Origin of the sequence: Lewinella cohaerens DSM 23179, from assembly GCF_000379805.1 — a bacterium.
In the GTDB taxonomy this organism is placed as follows: Bacteria; Bacteroidota; Bacteroidia; order Chitinophagales; family Saprospiraceae; genus Lewinella; species Lewinella cohaerens.
In genome coordinates this window covers 42,489-58,806 of the sequence record NZ_KB903535.1, presented here as the reverse complement: position 1 = coordinate 58,806, position 16,318 = coordinate 42,489, and the positions used below count along the sequence as shown (strand labels likewise).

At 46.5% G+C, this 16,318-nt stretch carries 12 protein-coding genes and 1 tRNA gene; 9 read left to right on the top strand and 4 right to left on the bottom strand.

The features are described from left to right. Positions 1–164: 164 nt before the first annotated feature. Complete coding sequence (gene gldD, locus A3EU_RS0105950) at positions 165–764, bottom strand: gliding motility lipoprotein GldD (RefSeq protein ID WP_020535218.1); 600 nt, start codon at positions 762–764, stop codon at positions 165–167. A gap of 215 nt (positions 765–979) precedes the next feature. Here gldD and A3EU_RS0105945 point away from each other — a divergent pair, with 215 nt between their 5' ends. From A3EU_RS0105945 to A3EU_RS0105915, 7 genes are all read left to right on the top strand, one after another. Then, positions 980–1,336 carry a nucleoid-associated protein gene (locus A3EU_RS0105945; protein ID WP_020535217.1) on the top strand — a complete coding sequence of 119 codons (357 nt, stop codon included), beginning with the start codon at positions 980–982 and terminating at the stop codon, positions 1,334–1,336. After that, positions 1,311–2,018, top strand: a complete 708-nt coding sequence (locus A3EU_RS0105940) for a nucleoid-associated protein (protein ID WP_020535216.1) — start codon at positions 1,311–1,313, stop codon at positions 2,016–2,018. Before A3EU_RS0105945 ends, A3EU_RS0105940 begins: the two co-directional genes overlap by 26 nt. A gap of 184 nt (positions 2,019–2,202) precedes the next feature. Beyond that, on the top strand, positions 2,203–3,963 hold the full coding sequence (locus A3EU_RS0105935; protein ID WP_020535215.1) for a T9SS type B sorting domain-containing protein: 1,761 nt from the start codon (positions 2,203–2,205) through the stop codon (positions 3,961–3,963). Between the two features lie 107 nt (positions 3,964–4,070). Further along, positions 4,071–4,141, top strand: a tRNA-Cys gene (locus A3EU_RS0105930). Between the two features lie 389 nt (positions 4,142–4,530). Further along, positions 4,531–6,498, top strand: coding sequence for a LodA/GoxA family CTQ-dependent oxidase (locus tag A3EU_RS29555; protein WP_020535214.1), 1,968 nt, complete (start codon positions 4,531–4,533; stop codon positions 6,496–6,498). Further along, complete coding sequence (locus A3EU_RS0105920) at positions 6,489–7,586, top strand: NAD(P)/FAD-dependent oxidoreductase (RefSeq protein WP_020535213.1); 1,098 nt, start codon at positions 6,489–6,491, stop codon at positions 7,584–7,586. Before A3EU_RS29555 ends, A3EU_RS0105920 begins: the two co-directional genes overlap by 10 nt. A 160-nt stretch (positions 7,587–7,746) precedes the next feature. Then, entirely contained in the window at positions 7,747–8,556 is an 810-nt protein-coding gene (locus A3EU_RS0105915) for a crotonase/enoyl-CoA hydratase family protein (protein ID WP_020535212.1), read from the top strand. A gap of 302 nt (positions 8,557–8,858) precedes the next feature. On the opposite strand, the gene A3EU_RS0105910 is transcribed toward A3EU_RS0105915, so the two are convergent. The 3 genes from A3EU_RS0105910 to A3EU_RS0105895 form a co-directional block, all read right to left on the bottom strand. After that, on the bottom strand, positions 8,859–9,275 hold the full coding sequence (locus tag A3EU_RS0105910) for a hypothetical protein (protein ID WP_020535211.1): 417 nt from the start codon (positions 9,273–9,275) through the stop codon (positions 8,859–8,861). Positions 9,276–9,459: 184 nt separating this feature from the next. Beyond that, entirely contained in the window at positions 9,460–11,778 is a 2,319-nt protein-coding gene (locus tag A3EU_RS0105905) for an alpha-ketoacid dehydrogenase subunit alpha/beta (RefSeq protein ID WP_020535210.1), read from the bottom strand. 1,489 nt (positions 11,779–13,267) lie between these two features. Next, on the bottom strand, positions 13,268–13,756 hold the full coding sequence (locus A3EU_RS0105895; RefSeq protein ID WP_020535208.1) for a hypothetical protein: 489 nt from the start codon (positions 13,754–13,756) through the stop codon (positions 13,268–13,270). Positions 13,757–13,846: 90 nt separating this feature from the next. Here A3EU_RS0105895 and A3EU_RS0105890 point away from each other — a divergent pair, with 90 nt between their 5' ends. Beyond that, positions 13,847–15,163, top strand: a complete 1,317-nt coding sequence (locus A3EU_RS0105890; protein WP_020535207.1) for an aminopeptidase P family protein — start codon at positions 13,847–13,849, stop codon at positions 15,161–15,163. 16 nt (positions 15,164–15,179) lie between these two features. Continuing rightward, on the top strand, positions 15,180–16,292 hold the full coding sequence (locus tag A3EU_RS0105885) for a mandelate racemase/muconate lactonizing enzyme family protein (protein WP_020535206.1): 1,113 nt from the start codon (positions 15,180–15,182) through the stop codon (positions 16,290–16,292). The last annotated feature ends 26 nt before the right edge of the window (positions 16,293–16,318 follow it).

The following is a 16,318-nucleotide window of genomic DNA, read 5'->3' as shown; positions in this document are numbered from 1 at the left end:
GGTACGGTAAGGTGAAGAGGGAGCTGATAATGAGCTTGTTACGCTCGTCGCGAAGCAGCTGCGAAGTAAAGCCTCACGTTAGCCCTGGAATACGTAGACTACCATCCAACCATCCAACCATCCAACCATCCAACCATCCAACCATCCAACCATCCAACCCAAATCTACTTCCACTCAAAAGTCTCAATCAAATGCAAGACATCTTCTCGTACAAAGTCGATGACAGGGCCAAGCGAGTCGGCTTTAACTTGTGTATTAAAGTAGAGTGCACCACGGACAAAATGCTGTGTACTGTCTGTTAGGAAAAATTGGAAAGGGCTGGCTGCAGGGCCATCAATGTCAAAGGCGATACCGCTGACACCGTTGGGTGTTTTTATGATGAGTTCATCAATGAAGTTGGCACGTTTGTTATGCCAGTCGGCCATACTGAAAGCTTCCTGTCGGAGTGCTTCCAAGTTGTTAGTGGGTTGGCTTAGGTCAACATACGTGAAATGCACTCGCCCATCAAACGAGGGGTAGTAAACGTCAAACCAACAATCATCCGGAGGCATCTCTTCGAAGAATTTGGTGTCCTGCTGAATTTGGGCGTATACCGGGTATTCAAAAGTGAAATTGCAATAATCTTCGGTGAAATTGCGGAAGGCTTTTTCTGGGAAATCTACTCTGGGGTAAGATCGTGGTTTGGGCGTGTAAACCGGATCGTCACAGCTGTGCCAAGTGAGGGCTAAAAGGATAAGGCTAAAAAGTAGACTAAATTTACGCATTGCGGGAAGAGAATTTTAATTGCAAAGATGCAACTTTATCTAAGACAGCTTTTGGGTACTTTTTTAAGGTAACTTCGGCTAGTAATCGACAAAAAAACTTCCTACTCAGGATAGATATTATGTGAGTCTTGTTCTTTCTGGTAGGATAATTTTACTAAACCACGAGATGTGCAGGATAAAGACTTATTTTTGTACCAATATTAAAGACCACTTAGATGACGATGACACTGCACCAATTAGCCATTCACGAATTGGTAAAAAATGCTGATAGTAACGAAGCGGAATTGCGGCTAAGCGATAACCTTTTGCTAATTGACGAAAAGGCAGAAGAGCTGATTGGTAAGCTGAATAAAACCTTTGTCCAGAAAAACGAAGTGCTTAATGGTCATCTAGCGGCGCCAGAAGATGCACTCTTCCCCGGTTACTTTCATTTGCTTGAAGAAGATAAATTTTCACCGGAAGCGTTTTTACAGTTTTCTCGCGACAGTATGCAGGCCCTACAGTTGAGCTTGCAGGGCATTGTTGGTGCCAAGGGGGGGGTACCTTGTGTATGCTTTTTACAGTACAGGTGAAGGTGCCCATGAACAGCATCTATTGGGGATTTTCTTGGTGAGAGACACAAATGGGCTAGTCTTTACCACTGGTAATAGCGGCAGTTTTCAATTAAGCCCTTCTACTTATTTAGATATTGACCGGATGGCCCTGGCTTGCCGAATAATCCTCCGAAAAGGGGAAGGCCGTGAACAACCCCACTTGGAGGTGATCAAACATGCCCGCACACAAAAAGAAATTTCAGATTATTTCCTCAGTTGGCTGGGGATAGAAGAATCGGTTTCGAATAAAGAGCTAACCCACCATTTTCTGGAAGCCGTAGCGGCAGTTCCTCTGCCTGTAGATGAAGAAACTGGGGCACAGATGGAGACGGGCGTATTTCGAGAGCAGTTGGCTAATTTTGCTATGAAAAGCCCAGGCAAGGTGATCAATATTCCTGCCTTTGAAGAAAAATTTTACGGCGAAGAAAAACCTATTCAGGCTTACCTGTCAGAGCAGGAGGTCAACATACAAGATGAATTTCGCTTTGACCGACAGGCCGTCAGGGAATATAATTTCCATAAGTTTAAAGGACAGGGGCTATATTTTGGATGTAAGCACGCCTTTCTTGTATCCGGAGAAGTGAGGGTAGAAGGGGAACAGGTGATCATTGATAACCCTGAATTAGCGGAACAAATTATGGCCATTATTCATGACCTTTAATAAAGGTACTGTCTGTGAATTTGCCAATAACTTTTCTTCTTAAACGTTGTTAGATATACGAACCTTACCGATTACCTGTCCGGGGCGACCAGTGGCTCATCGGCGATTATTAACTGCTGGTCTTCGGGTATATTTGTGCCCCCGTAGGTGAATAATGCACCTGCAGAATTGATATTTGTAGACCATGAACAGTATATTTCTTCGTTTTTACATTCTCCTTATTGTTGCGGCTTCTCCTTTTGCAGGAACGACCCAAATATTAGCACCCAACTTACAATGCGTAGTGAATGATTCCCTCTTCTGGGAGCCAGCAACGAATACTTGTGGGCCTTTTGTCTCCTACGAAGTTTTCGGAAGCACGCAGGCCGATGGGCCTTATAGTTTACTTTCAACGATTACCGACCCTGCACAGACGGTTTACTTCCATAGTACGGCCAATAATCAAGTGTGGTATTACTACCTCACCAGCCCGCATAATTGCCCTGGCGAGCAGTTGATGACTTCGGATACCTTAGATAATCTGATTCCGTTACCTGGCCCATTGGAATACGTGAGTGTTATTAACGGAAATGTAGAAATCAGTTGGACGCCAAGCCCTTCGCCAGAAACGATAGGTTATATCATCAGTAGAAATACGGCAATGGGTACGACCATTCTTGATACTGTATACAATGGGACATTCTATCTAGATGTTACGGCTACTCCTGATCTCCAATCCGAAACCTACTTCGTGGTAGCTTTAGATGCCTGTGGTAATAAGTCGTTGGTGCCCTCGCAACATCAAACCATTTTGATGGGATTTACCCCTCCTGATGCCTGTAATGCTGGTTTGACGATCAACTGGAGTGCCTACCAAAATTGGGGAGATGGCGTAGATCGCTATGAAATTTTTGTAGGCGTGGACGGAGGATTACCCGTTTTAGAAGGTACAGTAGCAGGAACCCAAACTAATTTTGTTTACAATGGAGGTAATGATGGCGAAGAACTCTGCTTTTTTGTTGAAGCAGTGGAGGCTACGACTGATTTTCGTTCTCGCTCGAATGTCCATTGTTCAACGATAAGCATCTTACAACCCATTCGCGAGATTAACCTGTTGGGAGCTTCTGTAAATGCAGATGGTTCTGTGAGCTTGGAATGGTTATGGGATCCTACGGCTTTACTGACGGAAGCTTTTCAGGAAAGTGGCCGTGTAAATGATGATGTAATTGTCGTAACACCTCTACCGTTAAGTACACCTCTGGTAAATGACAATCTTCTTCAGGATGTCACTGCCAACGCCCAAAACGAGGCTTACTTTTACCGCATCAGTGCGACGGACGAATGTGGGAATATGATTGTTTCTAATGAAAGCACAACACCTTTCCTACGCGGTGAAGCCCTCACGAATGGCAACCGATTGAACTGGGATGCCTATACGCACAATTTGGCCACTGATATCATCTATGAATTGGTAAAGGTGGAAGGAACATTGGAGACGACCGTCTTCACAGGGACCAGTACCGATTTGCAATACCTTGATCCTCAAAGCCAGCAAGTTGGTGGGGAGGGAAGCTGCTACTTTTTGCGGGTAAACGTTACTTACGAATTGTCTACAGGAGAAGAGCTTAGCAGAGCAATCACCTCTAATACCGTTTGCATCATCCCTGCTCCTAAGGTATATGTCCCCAATATTTTTGCCCCCGAAGGCGTAAATTCTACATTCCGGCCGCAGCTGTCTTTTGGAACGCTGGCAGAATACGAGCTACAAATTTTTGACCGTTGGGGAGGGCAAGTCTTCCAAAGCAACAGTATAGATAAAGGTTGGGATGGCAGAAGAGAAGGAGAGTTGATGCCAATGGGGGTTTACCTCTACTACATTCAAATGACTCCTAACGGGGGGGGCACCTATCGAGTTGAGTGGCGACGTTATGCTACTCCGCTAGATTTTGGACAAGAGGTATTTTAAACGAAGACGGAACTTTTTTTGCAAAAAAGCGTATTATTATAACGAAAGCTTTATATTTGCGTTCCCTTCGAAGAACATCTCTTTTTTAGCGTTGTTTTAGAAGAAATGGTTGCGTGGCCGAGTGGCTAGGCAAAGGTCTGCAAAACCTTGTACAGCGGTTCGAATCCGCTCGCAACCTCAACCATTAAGCACAACTTACCATCACGGTTTGTTGTGCTTTTTTCGTTTTAACTGGATTCTCCTGAGGTGTTGAAAAATAAACCACCAAAGGCACTTAAGGAAAAAACTTAGGTGCCTTTGGTGGTTCAAACCCCATCATGTCGGGCGAAATCATGCTGCTACCCTAGCAAATATCCCCTTCTTATAATTCCTTATGATCTCTTTTGGGGTTCAAAAATCACATCAAGAGTCTAGGCTCGTTTAAATCCGTTGTCGATCTTTTGCAAAAAGATACCTACCTTAGATCATCATTGTTTTCTCCCCTTAAAAATGTAGTGTTTTCTTTCGGTGTACACCAGCGTGTACACTTTCTGTAGTATTTTAAAGTTCACCATAACTCATATTCAAATGGATTTAAAAAAAATAGACACGGTGGCCATCTATCCGGCTATCGGTATTGCGAGGGTAGGAAATGCCCCTGACGAATATTTTGTGGGGCCTACCATTCCCGGGCAGACTGCCAAAGACAAAGATGATTTTCGTGACGAACAGGGCCGGATCAAGCGTCAGGCTGCAAAGTTTTTCGTTTACGGCCTTGATAAGGATGGAAACTTCCTAGGCGAACTGAACGAAGACCATGGCGTGAAGATTGATTGGCGGGTAGACGTCGCTAATAAGAAAGCTTCTTGGTATAATTTTGATATTGCTCTTGATACGCCCACTGCTAAAGGAGAATACGACGAAAGTGGTAACCCTACACCTGGTGGCCCTGAAGTGCTAAGCTTGCGGAGAAATCCGGACTACGAATGCGAAGGTCGCAAGCAACTGATGATTGAAGCACGCGCTCAGCACATTACTGGTCGTAACACCAACCCTGATGGAGCGCGATATCACTTTAAAGGAACTATTGGCCATATCGAAAAGGAAGTTTATCTGGGCGAGTTACGTACCGATGACCAAGGGCGGCTCCTCTTTTTAGGAGGCCGAGGCAAATCAGATTCCTTTCGGGAAAAGCCTGCACCATTGACGACATTTGCCAATAACCAAGGCTGGCACGACGATACTTCTGATGGTCCTGTAGATGCTAAAGTGAGCTTGCCCGATGGCCGAGAGCTTGACGCTAAAGGGGCTTGGGTACTTACTGCTCCACCAAATTATGCGGTAGGAGTGCAGGCTTTTTCTACTGGTTACGAACTTTTGGAGGATGTAGCAAGTAGAATACACCCTGGTGTGAAAAAAGATTGCCCTTCTTTTTATACGGATATTTATCCTACCCTCAAGCAATTGACGGAGAACCAATGGGTAAATGCAGGCGTAAGTCGTGACTTTGGTTGGGGCAGCGCCTATGATTTTGAAAGTGAGCAAGTGATCGAACGACTGATTGATGCCAGCGATAAAAATCGCCCTTTTCGGCAGGTCATTTTTGAATCATTTCGCAACCCTGCTTATGAAAAACTAGAACCAGCAGCTTGGCCACCACTTTACGGCGACGGTGTGACATTTAATATCAAATCCACGAATCCGCGTGCCTGGTTTGCTATCACCCAGCTGAAATACGATTACCTGGAGCAGTGGGCCCAAGGGAACTTCGTAGTAGAACCTCGACCGCACCACCGCAAGTGGGAAGAAATGACTCCGGCGGAACAAGCCAATGGCCTGACAGAAGCTGCATTGGAAGAAACCTTAGGTGGTCCCTTTCACCCCGGTTGTGAATTCACATGGCCTATGCGGCATGCTATTATGTACAGTGGTGATGACCCTTTTCGTATCAAGCGCCGGAAAACGCCTAAAGAAGATTTTGGGTATGCTATCAGTAACAGTGTAATTCATGAACCGAATGGCCCGTTGGATGGTAGCTCACCCGGAGATTTAACGAAATGGATGGCAGTACCTTGGCAATCAGATACCTCTAGTTGCCTGTCTGCATATCGGACGTATGCAGGGGAATATTTGCCGACCTTCTGGCCTGCACGTGTGCCCAATGACGTACTTTCGGAAGATGACTTTGCTACCTTGAACGATCAAGAAAGCAGCGTTGATGATAAGTTTACAGCCTTCGGCCCCAGTAGCAGGAAGAAGTGGTTACGAGGCTTTATTTACAATGAAGATGGAAGTATGAAACCTGGCGGTAGCTCCATCGCCGACCGTATGAAGGGCGTAACCAAGTTTACGGAAGAGTGGTATAAAATTGGCATTATCCTCAAGCGCGAACTAGATGCTGATGATCAGCTGTTTCCTAAAGAAGTATGGGTAGAAACGGGCCGATCGGTAAAAGAAGAGCCGCAGCCTATGGCCAGCAGATCGTTGGATGCTGCTCCATCTACTGATAACGAAAGACCAGACTGGGTAGATATGAATCCCCGTAAATGGCGGTAACAACTTTTAAAATACTGATTATTGGCGCCGGACCGGCGGGTACAGCAGCAGCCATTTTCGCTTCCCAGCAAGGTTGGGAGGTGAGCTTGCTTGACCGCCGGTCTGATTTGTTTGTAGCAGAACAAACTCAACCGAGAGTAGGAGAGAGCCTGCCTCCGACTATTCAGCCTTTGCTACAGAATTTAGCTATTTGGGAGGACTTTCAGAAGGCTCCTCACTTGCCCACTTATGGTATTCAATCCCGATGGGGAAGTGATAAGGTCGTTCATCGTGATTACCTGGTGCATCCGCTAGGGCATGGTTGGCACCTGGATCGGCAGATGTTTGAACAACAATTATTACGAAAGGCAATTGATGGCGGTGCTACCTTCATCGAAGGAGCTGTACTGCAAGAAGCAACCCTTGGCGTAGACAAATGGCAAGTTACTTGGCAGGCAGCAAACCAGCAAAATGCGCAAAAAACATTTGACTTTATTATTGATGCCAGTGGCCGAAATGCATGGTTGGCCCGCCGGCAAGGTATCGACCGCTTGTATGAGCATCAGCAACTCGCCTTAATCCGCTTTCTGAAAACGCCCCCTGATTTCTCGGATAGCACCGGGTTAATTGAAACTACGCCCAATGGTTGGTGGTATACCGCCCAAATACCTGGTGACCGCTTATCCACTGCTTTTTTCTGTCGCCCCGGAAAAGAAACTAGACAAGCATGGGGTACTGAGGCAGGCTGGGAGGCACTTTATGCGAATGCACCATCCACCGCAGCGCGGATAGCAAAGACCAACGGTGTACTAACTTCCCCGCGCTTTGTAGCAGCAGATAGCAGTCGGTTGGAAAACTTTTACGGGCCTGGTTGGGTGGCTATCGGAGATGCTGCCCTCACCCTCGACCCCGTCTCCTCGCACGGAATCACGATGGCCCTGGTGACAGCCCGAGATGCCATAAAGGCTATTAAAGGAAACCAAGATGGTCTAGCAGATGCTTTTGCCAGCTACGATGCAGTGCTCACCGCTACCTTTTACCAATATGCTCAACAACGGAGGCAATTGTACCAAAGCGAGCGGCGGTTCCCGGATAGTATTTATTGGTGATCTCTCCTGTTAAATTCGTGAATTTAACTTATCTAAGATTCCATCTTATATGCCCTTACATGGTTCAGAAAAAACATCCTTAGATGCCTTCGGTGGTTCAAAAAAATATACCTTAGATAATTCAAAAATAACCCCTTCACCACCAAATACAGATTGTCAAATGTATACCTCTTTCCTCGTTCACATCGATCAGCATATCGCCACAGTTAGCTTCAATCGGCCGGATAAGGCCAACGCGCTTCATGAAAAGGCTTGGGAGGAGATGCCCGTTATTTTTCGTGAGTTACACGAGAATCCTGAAGTAAGGGTAATTATCCTACAGGGAGAAGGCCGCAATTTTTGTGCAGGGATCGACCTCACCGTATTGATGAACCTGCAACGCTTTAATACCATCTCTTGCGAAGGGCGTAAGCGTGAGGCACTGCGCGGGTTTATCTTCAAATTGCAAAATGCGATCTCTGCCATCGAGGAATGCCGTAAACCGGTGATCGCCGCCATTCACGGTGCTTGTATTGGTGGGGGAGTGGATATTGTGGCCGCTTGTGATATGCGCTACTGTACGGAGGATGCCTATTTTTCTATCAAGGAAATCGACTTGGGTTTGGTGGCTGATATTGGCACCTTGCAGCGTTTACCTAAGATTTTGCAGCCGGGGATTGTTGCCGAAATGGCCTATACCGGCCGCAATGTACCCGGAACAGAAGCTGCGACCATTGGCCTTTGTAACCGAACCTATACCAGTCAAGAAGATCTCCGGAAAGGGGTGCAGGAACTTGCTGCGACTATCGCTTCAAAATCTCCACTTTGCATACGTGGTACCAAAGAGATACTGCTCTATTCGCGTGATCACACCGTAGCAGAATCCCTCAACTACATGACGGCCTGGAATGCTTCTATGTTTTTCTCCAATGATCTGGTCGAAGCTTTTTCGGCAAATATGGAAAAACGAAGCCCTAAGTTTGAAGGGTGATAGGGAAACTTGCCTGTGTGGGACTTTAAAGTGGTGTTTGTGCAAGGCAAGCCTCACGGTATTAGGTACTGGGTATTTGGTATGAGGATTAGATTTTGCCAAAGTCAACCTATATCCCATCTTATATGCCCTTGTAATCCCTTACATGGTTCAGAAAAAACATTCTTAAGTGCCTTTGGTGGTTCAGAAAGGCATGGTTGAAATCGTGAATTAACTTACCGAGCATCCCATCTTACATGTCTTTATAATCCCTTACATGGTTCAAGAAAACCCCTTAAGTGCCTTTGGTGGTTCAAAAAAAATCAGGCAGGAAACACCAACAGGTCCGGTTGCTGATAGACGGTGTTGGCGGGTGGTGGAAATAAAGTCTCCGGTCTGTAATGCGTCAGGAGCAAGCCCTTGAAGTTGTCTACTAATCGCGGGAATTCGGTTAATAATTCCGGGAAGGTCGTCGTGGTGCTTTTACTCATGAAATGCCAAACGACCTGTATGGAGGCTTCGGTAAGGGTACGGTGATACTTGGTGCCATCTCCGAACGTTTGGTCGAACGTTTGAATTTGGGAACACATTAACTGGCGGGCTTCCTCCAAAGGGTGTTGCTGTAGAAGAATATAGGCTAACCGCAAGTGGGCCGTATGGCTAAACCACTGCGGAGGTAAGGTACAGTCGGCAAATTGTTGGCTAAACTGCTCGTTGGTAAGTTGGTAGTGGGCTTCCATAATTGTTGGTTTAGGTTAGACGAATTGGGGGCATTGCGTAAGCGATGTGAAAGGGTGGTGCGCAGCACCAGCCCCGACCGCAGGGAAGGGGCCAAGTGAATAACGCGCCCTGCAACGTAGCGACCCCGTAGCTCAGCGGAGGGGATACGCCCAAATAATGACCAGCCAAGCACCTGAGCGAGTACTACTCTGCAACGATTGTCAACACTTTCTCTACGACATCTTCTACATTAGGCTTGCTGATGTAGTTGCCATCGTCGCCATAAGGGGGGCGATAAGCCGTGCCCGTCAGCGTACTTGGGGTAGCGTCTAGTTGGAAGTACCCGCCCTGGTCTTCGAGGATGTGTTGCATAATGTAAGCGGCAGCACCACCGGGAACATCTTCATCGACGACCAGCAGCCTGTTGGTCTTGCGCAAGCTGGCACTGATGCGGTGCTCAAGGTCAAATGGCCAGAGGGTTTGCACATCAACGATCTCGATGTCTACGCCCATTTGGGCCAATGTTTTAGCTGCTTCGGCCACGATTCGGATACAGGAACCGTAAGTGACAACGGTGAGGTCGGCACCCTCCCGAATGGTCTCAGGGACGCCCAACGGTACGGTTAAGGTGTCGAGATTATCGGGCAGGCTTTCTTTTAGTCGGTAACCGTTGAGGCATTCAATCACAATGCCGGGGTCGTCACCTTGCAATAGGGTGTTGTACATGCCGATGGCCTGCACCATATTGCGAGGGACACAGAGGTGCATTCCGCGCAAGCCTCCGAGCAATACGCTCATAGGAGAACCGGAGTGCCAAATACCTTCGAGGCGATGCCCACGGGTACGAATGATGAGCGGGGCCTGCTGGAGACCGTTACTGCGCCACCGCAGGGTAGCAGCATCATCGGAAAGAGGAGAAAAAGCGTAAATCAGATAATCGAGGTATTGGATCTCGGCTACTGGCCGCAAGCCACGCATGGCCATACCAATGGCTTGTCCCACGATGGTCCATTCCCGAATGCCAGTGTCAAAGACGCGGTGCTCGCCGTATTTTTCTTGTAGGCCCGCCATGCCTTGGTTGACGCCGCCAATTTTACCAACGTCTTCTCCAAAGACATATAGTTCGGGGATACGCTCCAATGCTTGGTCGAAAAAGCGATTGATGACTTCAAAGCCATTGATCTCAACAGCAGGCTGGGGGTAGGTTGCGGGCACCATAGGTACTCGGAGTGCAGCCTTGGGGCTTTCGCTGAGGTGGTGACTGCTATAAAGGTGTTGGAGGTGCTGCTTTTCTTCCTTAATGAAGCGCGTAAGTTCGGGCGTTTCCTGGTCGTGGTAGGCAAATTGTAACCGGCGGGCGATACTCAATAATTCCGAACGGCTGGGTGTACGCAGTTGCGTCAGCTCTTTGAGGTATTGATCTTTTGCGGTACTGGCAGCTAAGCTTTGGACGACCTGTCCGAGCTTGTCTTGTAGGGCCTTGATAGGGTGGCGGAAATTTTCCCAGGCGCGGGTTCTCGCTTCTGCGATAGCCGCTTTTGCCTTGGCTTCTAGGTCGACTAACTCTTTTTCTTCTGCTATTTCAGTTGCCAGCATCCACAGGCGGAATTGTCGGTTACAGTCGTATTCTTTTTCCCACTTCAGGCGCTCGTCGCTCTTGTAGCGTTCGTGTGATCCAGAGGTGGAATGACCTTGTGGTTGGGTCAGTTCTTCTACATGAAACAGTGCTGGTTGGTGCTCGTCGCGGACTTGTTCGATACCTTTGGTGTAAACTTCGCAAAGCGCAGGATAGTCCCAACCTTTGACGCGATGAATGGCCATGCCGTCTTGGTCCTCTTCGGCGGCAAAACCTGCAAGCGCTGCACTGATACTTCCCTTGATGGTTTGGTATTCGGTGGGTACAGAGATACCGTAGCCGTCGTCAGCCACGGTTACTGCTAAGGGAATCTGTAGTACGCCTGCCGCATTGAGACTTTCCCAAAATGCACCCTCGCTGGTACTGGCATCACCGATGCTACAGAAGCAAACCTCTTGGCCTTTTTTGGAAAAGGTAGGTGCTTTCATGTGCTTGGCTTCGCGATACNCTTTGCTGGCGTATGCCAAACCGGTAGCTCGAGCCATTTGCCCTCCAGTGGTAGAAATATCGGAGGATAGGTTGACTTGTGCGAGTTGAGAAATCCAGTCGCCCTGGGCGTTTGTGTTGGGGGTCATGTGGTGGCCAACCATCTGTCTTCCCGCACTGAAAGGGTCGTTTTCAGGGTCAGCATACAATTGAGCCAAAATATCTTCTGGCTTAGCCAGGTCAAGGGCGAGTAGCAAGGTGTGCCCTCGATAATAATCTGCACGCCAGTCACCGGCTTGATAAGCTTTGGCCATCGCTACTTGAAACAACTCTTTGCCATCGTCTGAAACGCCAAATTTGGCGCGCCCTGTCAGTACATCTCGGCGAATAACCAAGCTGAGTTCACGACTGAGACAGCAGATGTAATAATCACGCAAAATCTCTTGACGTTCTGAAGGCATAACAGCAGTAGAAGTTGTTGTCTTGTTCAAAATAGCAGCAGTATTAATTAATAGACTCCGTAAGGCTTTCTTACCAAGTTGACAGGTAACCTATCGCTACAAAGATAAGGAAATGAACGGTTAGTTGGTCGTGGAAAATTTCGTAAAGGAAAGGAATAAGTGATTGAATAGGATGAAATTACGATGAGCAATTGTCTGTATCCTCGCAGATTTTGGATGCTTATTATCCAGGAAATGGAAAAATGAAGCCTTTGTAAAATCATTGTAAACTAGATAGAAAAATTAAGAATTAGATCAGTTCCCAAAACAGATTTGTGAGATTATCCGTTTGGCCGCATATCTTTGGGGAGCTGGAGCAAACGCTTGTTAAAGCAACTATTGGTGGCAGCGTTACTTGATTTACTGTGTTTGAGAGGTTAGAAATGATCAGGAAAAAATGACAAAAAAGACTATTTTTTTTTCAGAAACCTATGTAAAGCCGGCTGTTTTATTGCTGTTTTGCCTTTGGTTTGTTCAATTAGCAGGGCAGTCTGATAGCCCCCGAAAATTCCGTTTACCTTATGATTTACGAGAGGTTTCCGGCTTGGTAGTAGCTGATGCTGACAGTCTTTGGTGGCATAACGATGGTGGCAATGCTGCCGAGTTATTTCTGACCAATGGGAGGGGAGAAATTCAGTCGACCATTAACCTTTCCACGATTATTAATCAAGATTGGGAAGACCTGACGCAGGATGATCAGGGCCGCTTGTTTATCGGTGATTTTGGTGACAACCGTCGTGTACGATCTGAGGTGAAGGTATACTGCTATGACCCCAAACAGGAAAAGTTAGACAGTATACGTTTTTCGTATTCGGATAACCATTTTTACGATGTAGAGGCCTTTTTTTGGCACCAGGATTCTTTGCATCTTTTTACGAAGAGTCGAATNCAACGTGCCGATCTAACGACGTATCATTTTGTAGTTTCGGCTAGGCCTGGGCAGCATACGGCGGAGTTGCGAGATAGCTTGCAATTAAGGAAAAGAGCTGTTACTGCTGCTGCAATTCACCCCGAGACGGGACAGGTAGCTTTATTGGCTTATTATTTCAAGTTCCGTTTAGGTTTTATTCCTTACTCTGCGGCCAATGTTTATTATTTTACGGACTATCCAGAGGGGCATTTTTTAAAAGGAAAGGTGCGCTCGCGGCGTATTTCTCTCTTTCTGGCGACCCAGTACGAATCACTCGATTTTCTCACCGCTGAAAGATTATTGGTTGCTTCGGAGCAGACGGTGTTTATCAAGCCCAAGGCAAAGAGGATTCGTTGGAAGAGGTAGTTCAAGTGTAAAGGTGTAAGCGTTGGGTAGGTGTAAAAGTTGCTTATATTTTATCCGGATTATAAAGGGTTAATCATTTTATTTTGGAAAGCATTGTCTAATGCTCCGATTCGCCACGACGATGTCTTGATAGGCTCAATGTGGAATAGCCCTACTTTTACACCTACCTAACTTTTACACCTGTAAAGCCTGCTTAATCGCTTGTGCCATTTCCTTAGCCCGGGAGGAACCGATGAAAATTTGTTCACCATCTTTGGTTTCGATGGCCAATCCATTACGGCCGTTGATCGACCACATTTCTTCGCTTGGCAGTTCTATATTCATACCGTGCCACTGTGCGATAACAGGCGTTTGTACAACCGTGCAGCTTTTAATGTCTTCCAGCGCGATCTTCTTTTTATCCTGGTACCAGGAGTCTACCTTACAGATGATTTTTTTATCCGTAACGACATTTTTTTGTTCACGTTGGAACAATGCTTTGATCCACCAGCCTAGGCTAATGATCACTCCCAGGCACAAGGCGCTATTCAACCAGCCTTGCTGATGAGTAACAAATACATTATTGATCAACTGATAAGCAAGGATCAGCATGATGAGGATGATTGCTGCTATAAGGTCCTTGCCTTGATATTGTTGTTTCTCTTTAAAAAGCTTCTTTTTCACGGCGTTAATCTTTAATTAATACAAAGTTAACATTAAATTTACATTGATAATAACATTAGAAACGAATTAATAGTTCTTTAACTTTGTGGGATGAAGTACCATCCTATATCTGCGGAACTGTTCGCATTCAATCGTCGTCGTTATGCTCAATTGCTAAAAGTTGATAGTTTGGCGATCTTTTATGCCAATGATTTATTACCTCGTTCGGGGGATACTTTCTTTCCTTTTCGGCAGAATAGCGAGTTGTTTTACCTCACCGGGATTGAGCAACCGGAGACGGTACTCGTTATTTTTCCCTCTTGTATTAAGGATGGTTTTGAAGAAGTTGTGTTTGTTCGTCGAAATGAGGAACGACTGTCTCGTTACGAAGGAGATCAATTGAGCAAGGCAGATGTTCGACGAATATCTGGGGTCGTGCGGGTTCATTGGTTGGATGAAATGGATACTATCCTGCATGAATTAATGCTATTGGCAAAAAGAGTGTATGTAAATCTTGATGAACACGACCGGTTCCAAAGTCCGGTTCTCACGAGAAATCAAAGATTAGTGCAGCAATTACAGCTACATTACCCGGCGCATAAATACCACCGTTCCGGCCCGTTGCTCAAGCGATTGCGAATGATCAAGTCTCCATTAGAGGTAGAGCTTATTCAGCAAGCCGTTAATATTACAGGAACAGCCTTCGAAGAAGTGCTAAAGATGGTAGAGCCAGGGGTACATGAATATGAAGTAGAAGCTGAGATTATGGCTACTTTTCTCCGGCAGCGAGCTACGGGGCATGCCTACGAGCCTATTATCGCGAGCGGGGCTAATACCTGCGTACTTCATTATACCCAAAATAATCGACCTTGCCGCGACGGAGATTTGCTTCTCCTTGATTTTGGGGCTGAATACGGTAATTATGCCGCTGATCTTACCAGAACGATTCCGGTCAACGGTCGCTTCAGTGACCGCCAGCGCAATGTTTATGATGCAGTATTGAGGGTGCAGCAGGCGGCCATAAAGATGTTGCTGCCAGGAGTGAGCTTGGAAGACTATCACAAGGAAGTAGGAAAACTGATGGAAGGCGAATTACTTCAGTTGGGTTTGCTGGATAAAACAGAAGTGAAAAACCAAGACCCGACCCGACCTGCATACAAGCGCTATTTTATGCACGGTACCAGTCACCATTTAGGTTTAGATGTTCACGATCTCAGTGAGCGTTATTTACCGGTACAAGCGGGTATGGTGTTTACGTGTGAACCTGGTATTTATATCCCTGAAGAAAAGATCGGTATCCGTTTGGAAAACAATATCTTGGTCACGGATCACGGTCCTAAAGATTTAACCCAACGCATTCCCATCGACGCAGAAGCCATCGAAGAATGGATGAATAGCAAACTCGTTACCAACCATCTAACCATCTAACCAGCCAACCATTTTTATGAAAATCACTAAAGTAGAGATCATCCGGGAAAACCTGGAACTCACTCGTCCATATACCATTGCTTTTAAAACTATCTCTGATGTAGAGAATGTCTTTCTAGTATTGGAACTTGCCGATGGTACCTGCGGTATCGGTTGTTCTGCTCCTTNGCCAGGAGTGACAGGTGAAAGTGTAGACGAAAGTTTTCGGGTACTTAAAGAAATAGCAGAGCCTGCCTTACACGGAGCCACAATCGAAACCTTCCCTGCAATTTTGGCGGGCTTGCGCCCATTGATGTTTAAGCAACCTGCGGCCTTGGCGGCGGTAGATGTAGCATTGCACGATGCATTTACCCGACACTTGGGGGTACGTTTGGTCGACTGGTGGGGCCTTCGGTATAAAAAGCTACCCACTTCTATTACAATTGGTATCTTATCCGTAGAAGAAACACTGGAACAGGCAAGAGAACATATCGCCGAGGGCTTTCGGGTCATTAAGCTAAAAACAGGAAGAAGCGTAGCAGAAGATGTAGAGGTGTTTACAAAGCTCAGAGAAACGGTTGGCCCTCATATTCCTATCCGCATTGATGCCAATCAAGGGTATAATCCTCAAGATTTGATTGATTTTTCGAGCGCAACAGCACATTTAGGTGTAGAATTTTACGAACAGCCTTTCCCTGCTGGCCATGACCGTGGTAAGGTGCAGGCTGGTGATGCTCTAAGTGGCCCTGCCGCTCAGCTTAAGCTACCTGCTGATTTACGGAAGCTTTGTGCTGCAGATGAGGATTTACATAATGCTACGGATGCTTTACTTCTCGCGACGGAAGCTCAGCCTTATGGTATTTTTAATATTAAACTGATGAAATGCGGTGGCGTTACGGAAGCCCGTCGTATAGCCTTCGTTGCCGAACGTTCTGGCATTGAGTTGATGTGGGGTTGTAACGACGAATCTATCGTTTCCATTACGGCTGCACTCCACGCAGCACTAGCTAGTAATGCTACTCGTTATCTCGATTTAGACGGTAGCCTCGATTTGGCGCGTGATCTTGTTACGGGTGGGTTTATTTTAAAGGATGGTTATTTGCAAGCAGGCCCAGGCCTAGGGCTCGGTTGTCATATGGCAAATTCATGAATTTGCCATATGACAACCGAGCCCCC

Bases quoted from the DNA above. Each gene is read 5' to 3' on its own strand.
- gldD (WP_020535218.1), bottom strand. From the start codon at position 764: ATGCGTAAATTTAGTCTACTTTTTAGCCTTATCCTTTTAGCCCTCACT.
- A3EU_RS0105945 (WP_020535217.1), top strand. From the start codon at position 980: ATGACGATGACACTGCACCAATTAGCCATTCACGAATTGGTAAAAAAT.
- A3EU_RS0105935 (WP_020535215.1), top strand. From the start codon at position 2,203: ATGAACAGTATATTTCTTCGTTTTTACATTCTCCTTATTGTTGCGGCT.
- A3EU_RS29555 (WP_020535214.1), top strand. From the start codon at position 4,531: ATGGATTTAAAAAAAATAGACACGGTGGCCATCTATCCGGCTATCGGT.
- A3EU_RS0105920 (WP_020535213.1), top strand. From the start codon at position 6,489: ATGGCGGTAACAACTTTTAAAATACTGATTATTGGCGCCGGACCGGCG.
- A3EU_RS0105915 (WP_020535212.1), top strand. From the start codon at position 7,747: ATGTATACCTCTTTCCTCGTTCACATCGATCAGCATATCGCCACAGTT.
- A3EU_RS0105910 (WP_020535211.1), bottom strand. From the start codon at position 9,275: ATGGAAGCCCACTACCAACTTACCAACGAGCAGTTTAGCCAACAATTT.
- A3EU_RS0105890 (WP_020535207.1), top strand. From the start codon at position 13,847: ATGAAGTACCATCCTATATCTGCGGAACTGTTCGCATTCAATCGTCGT.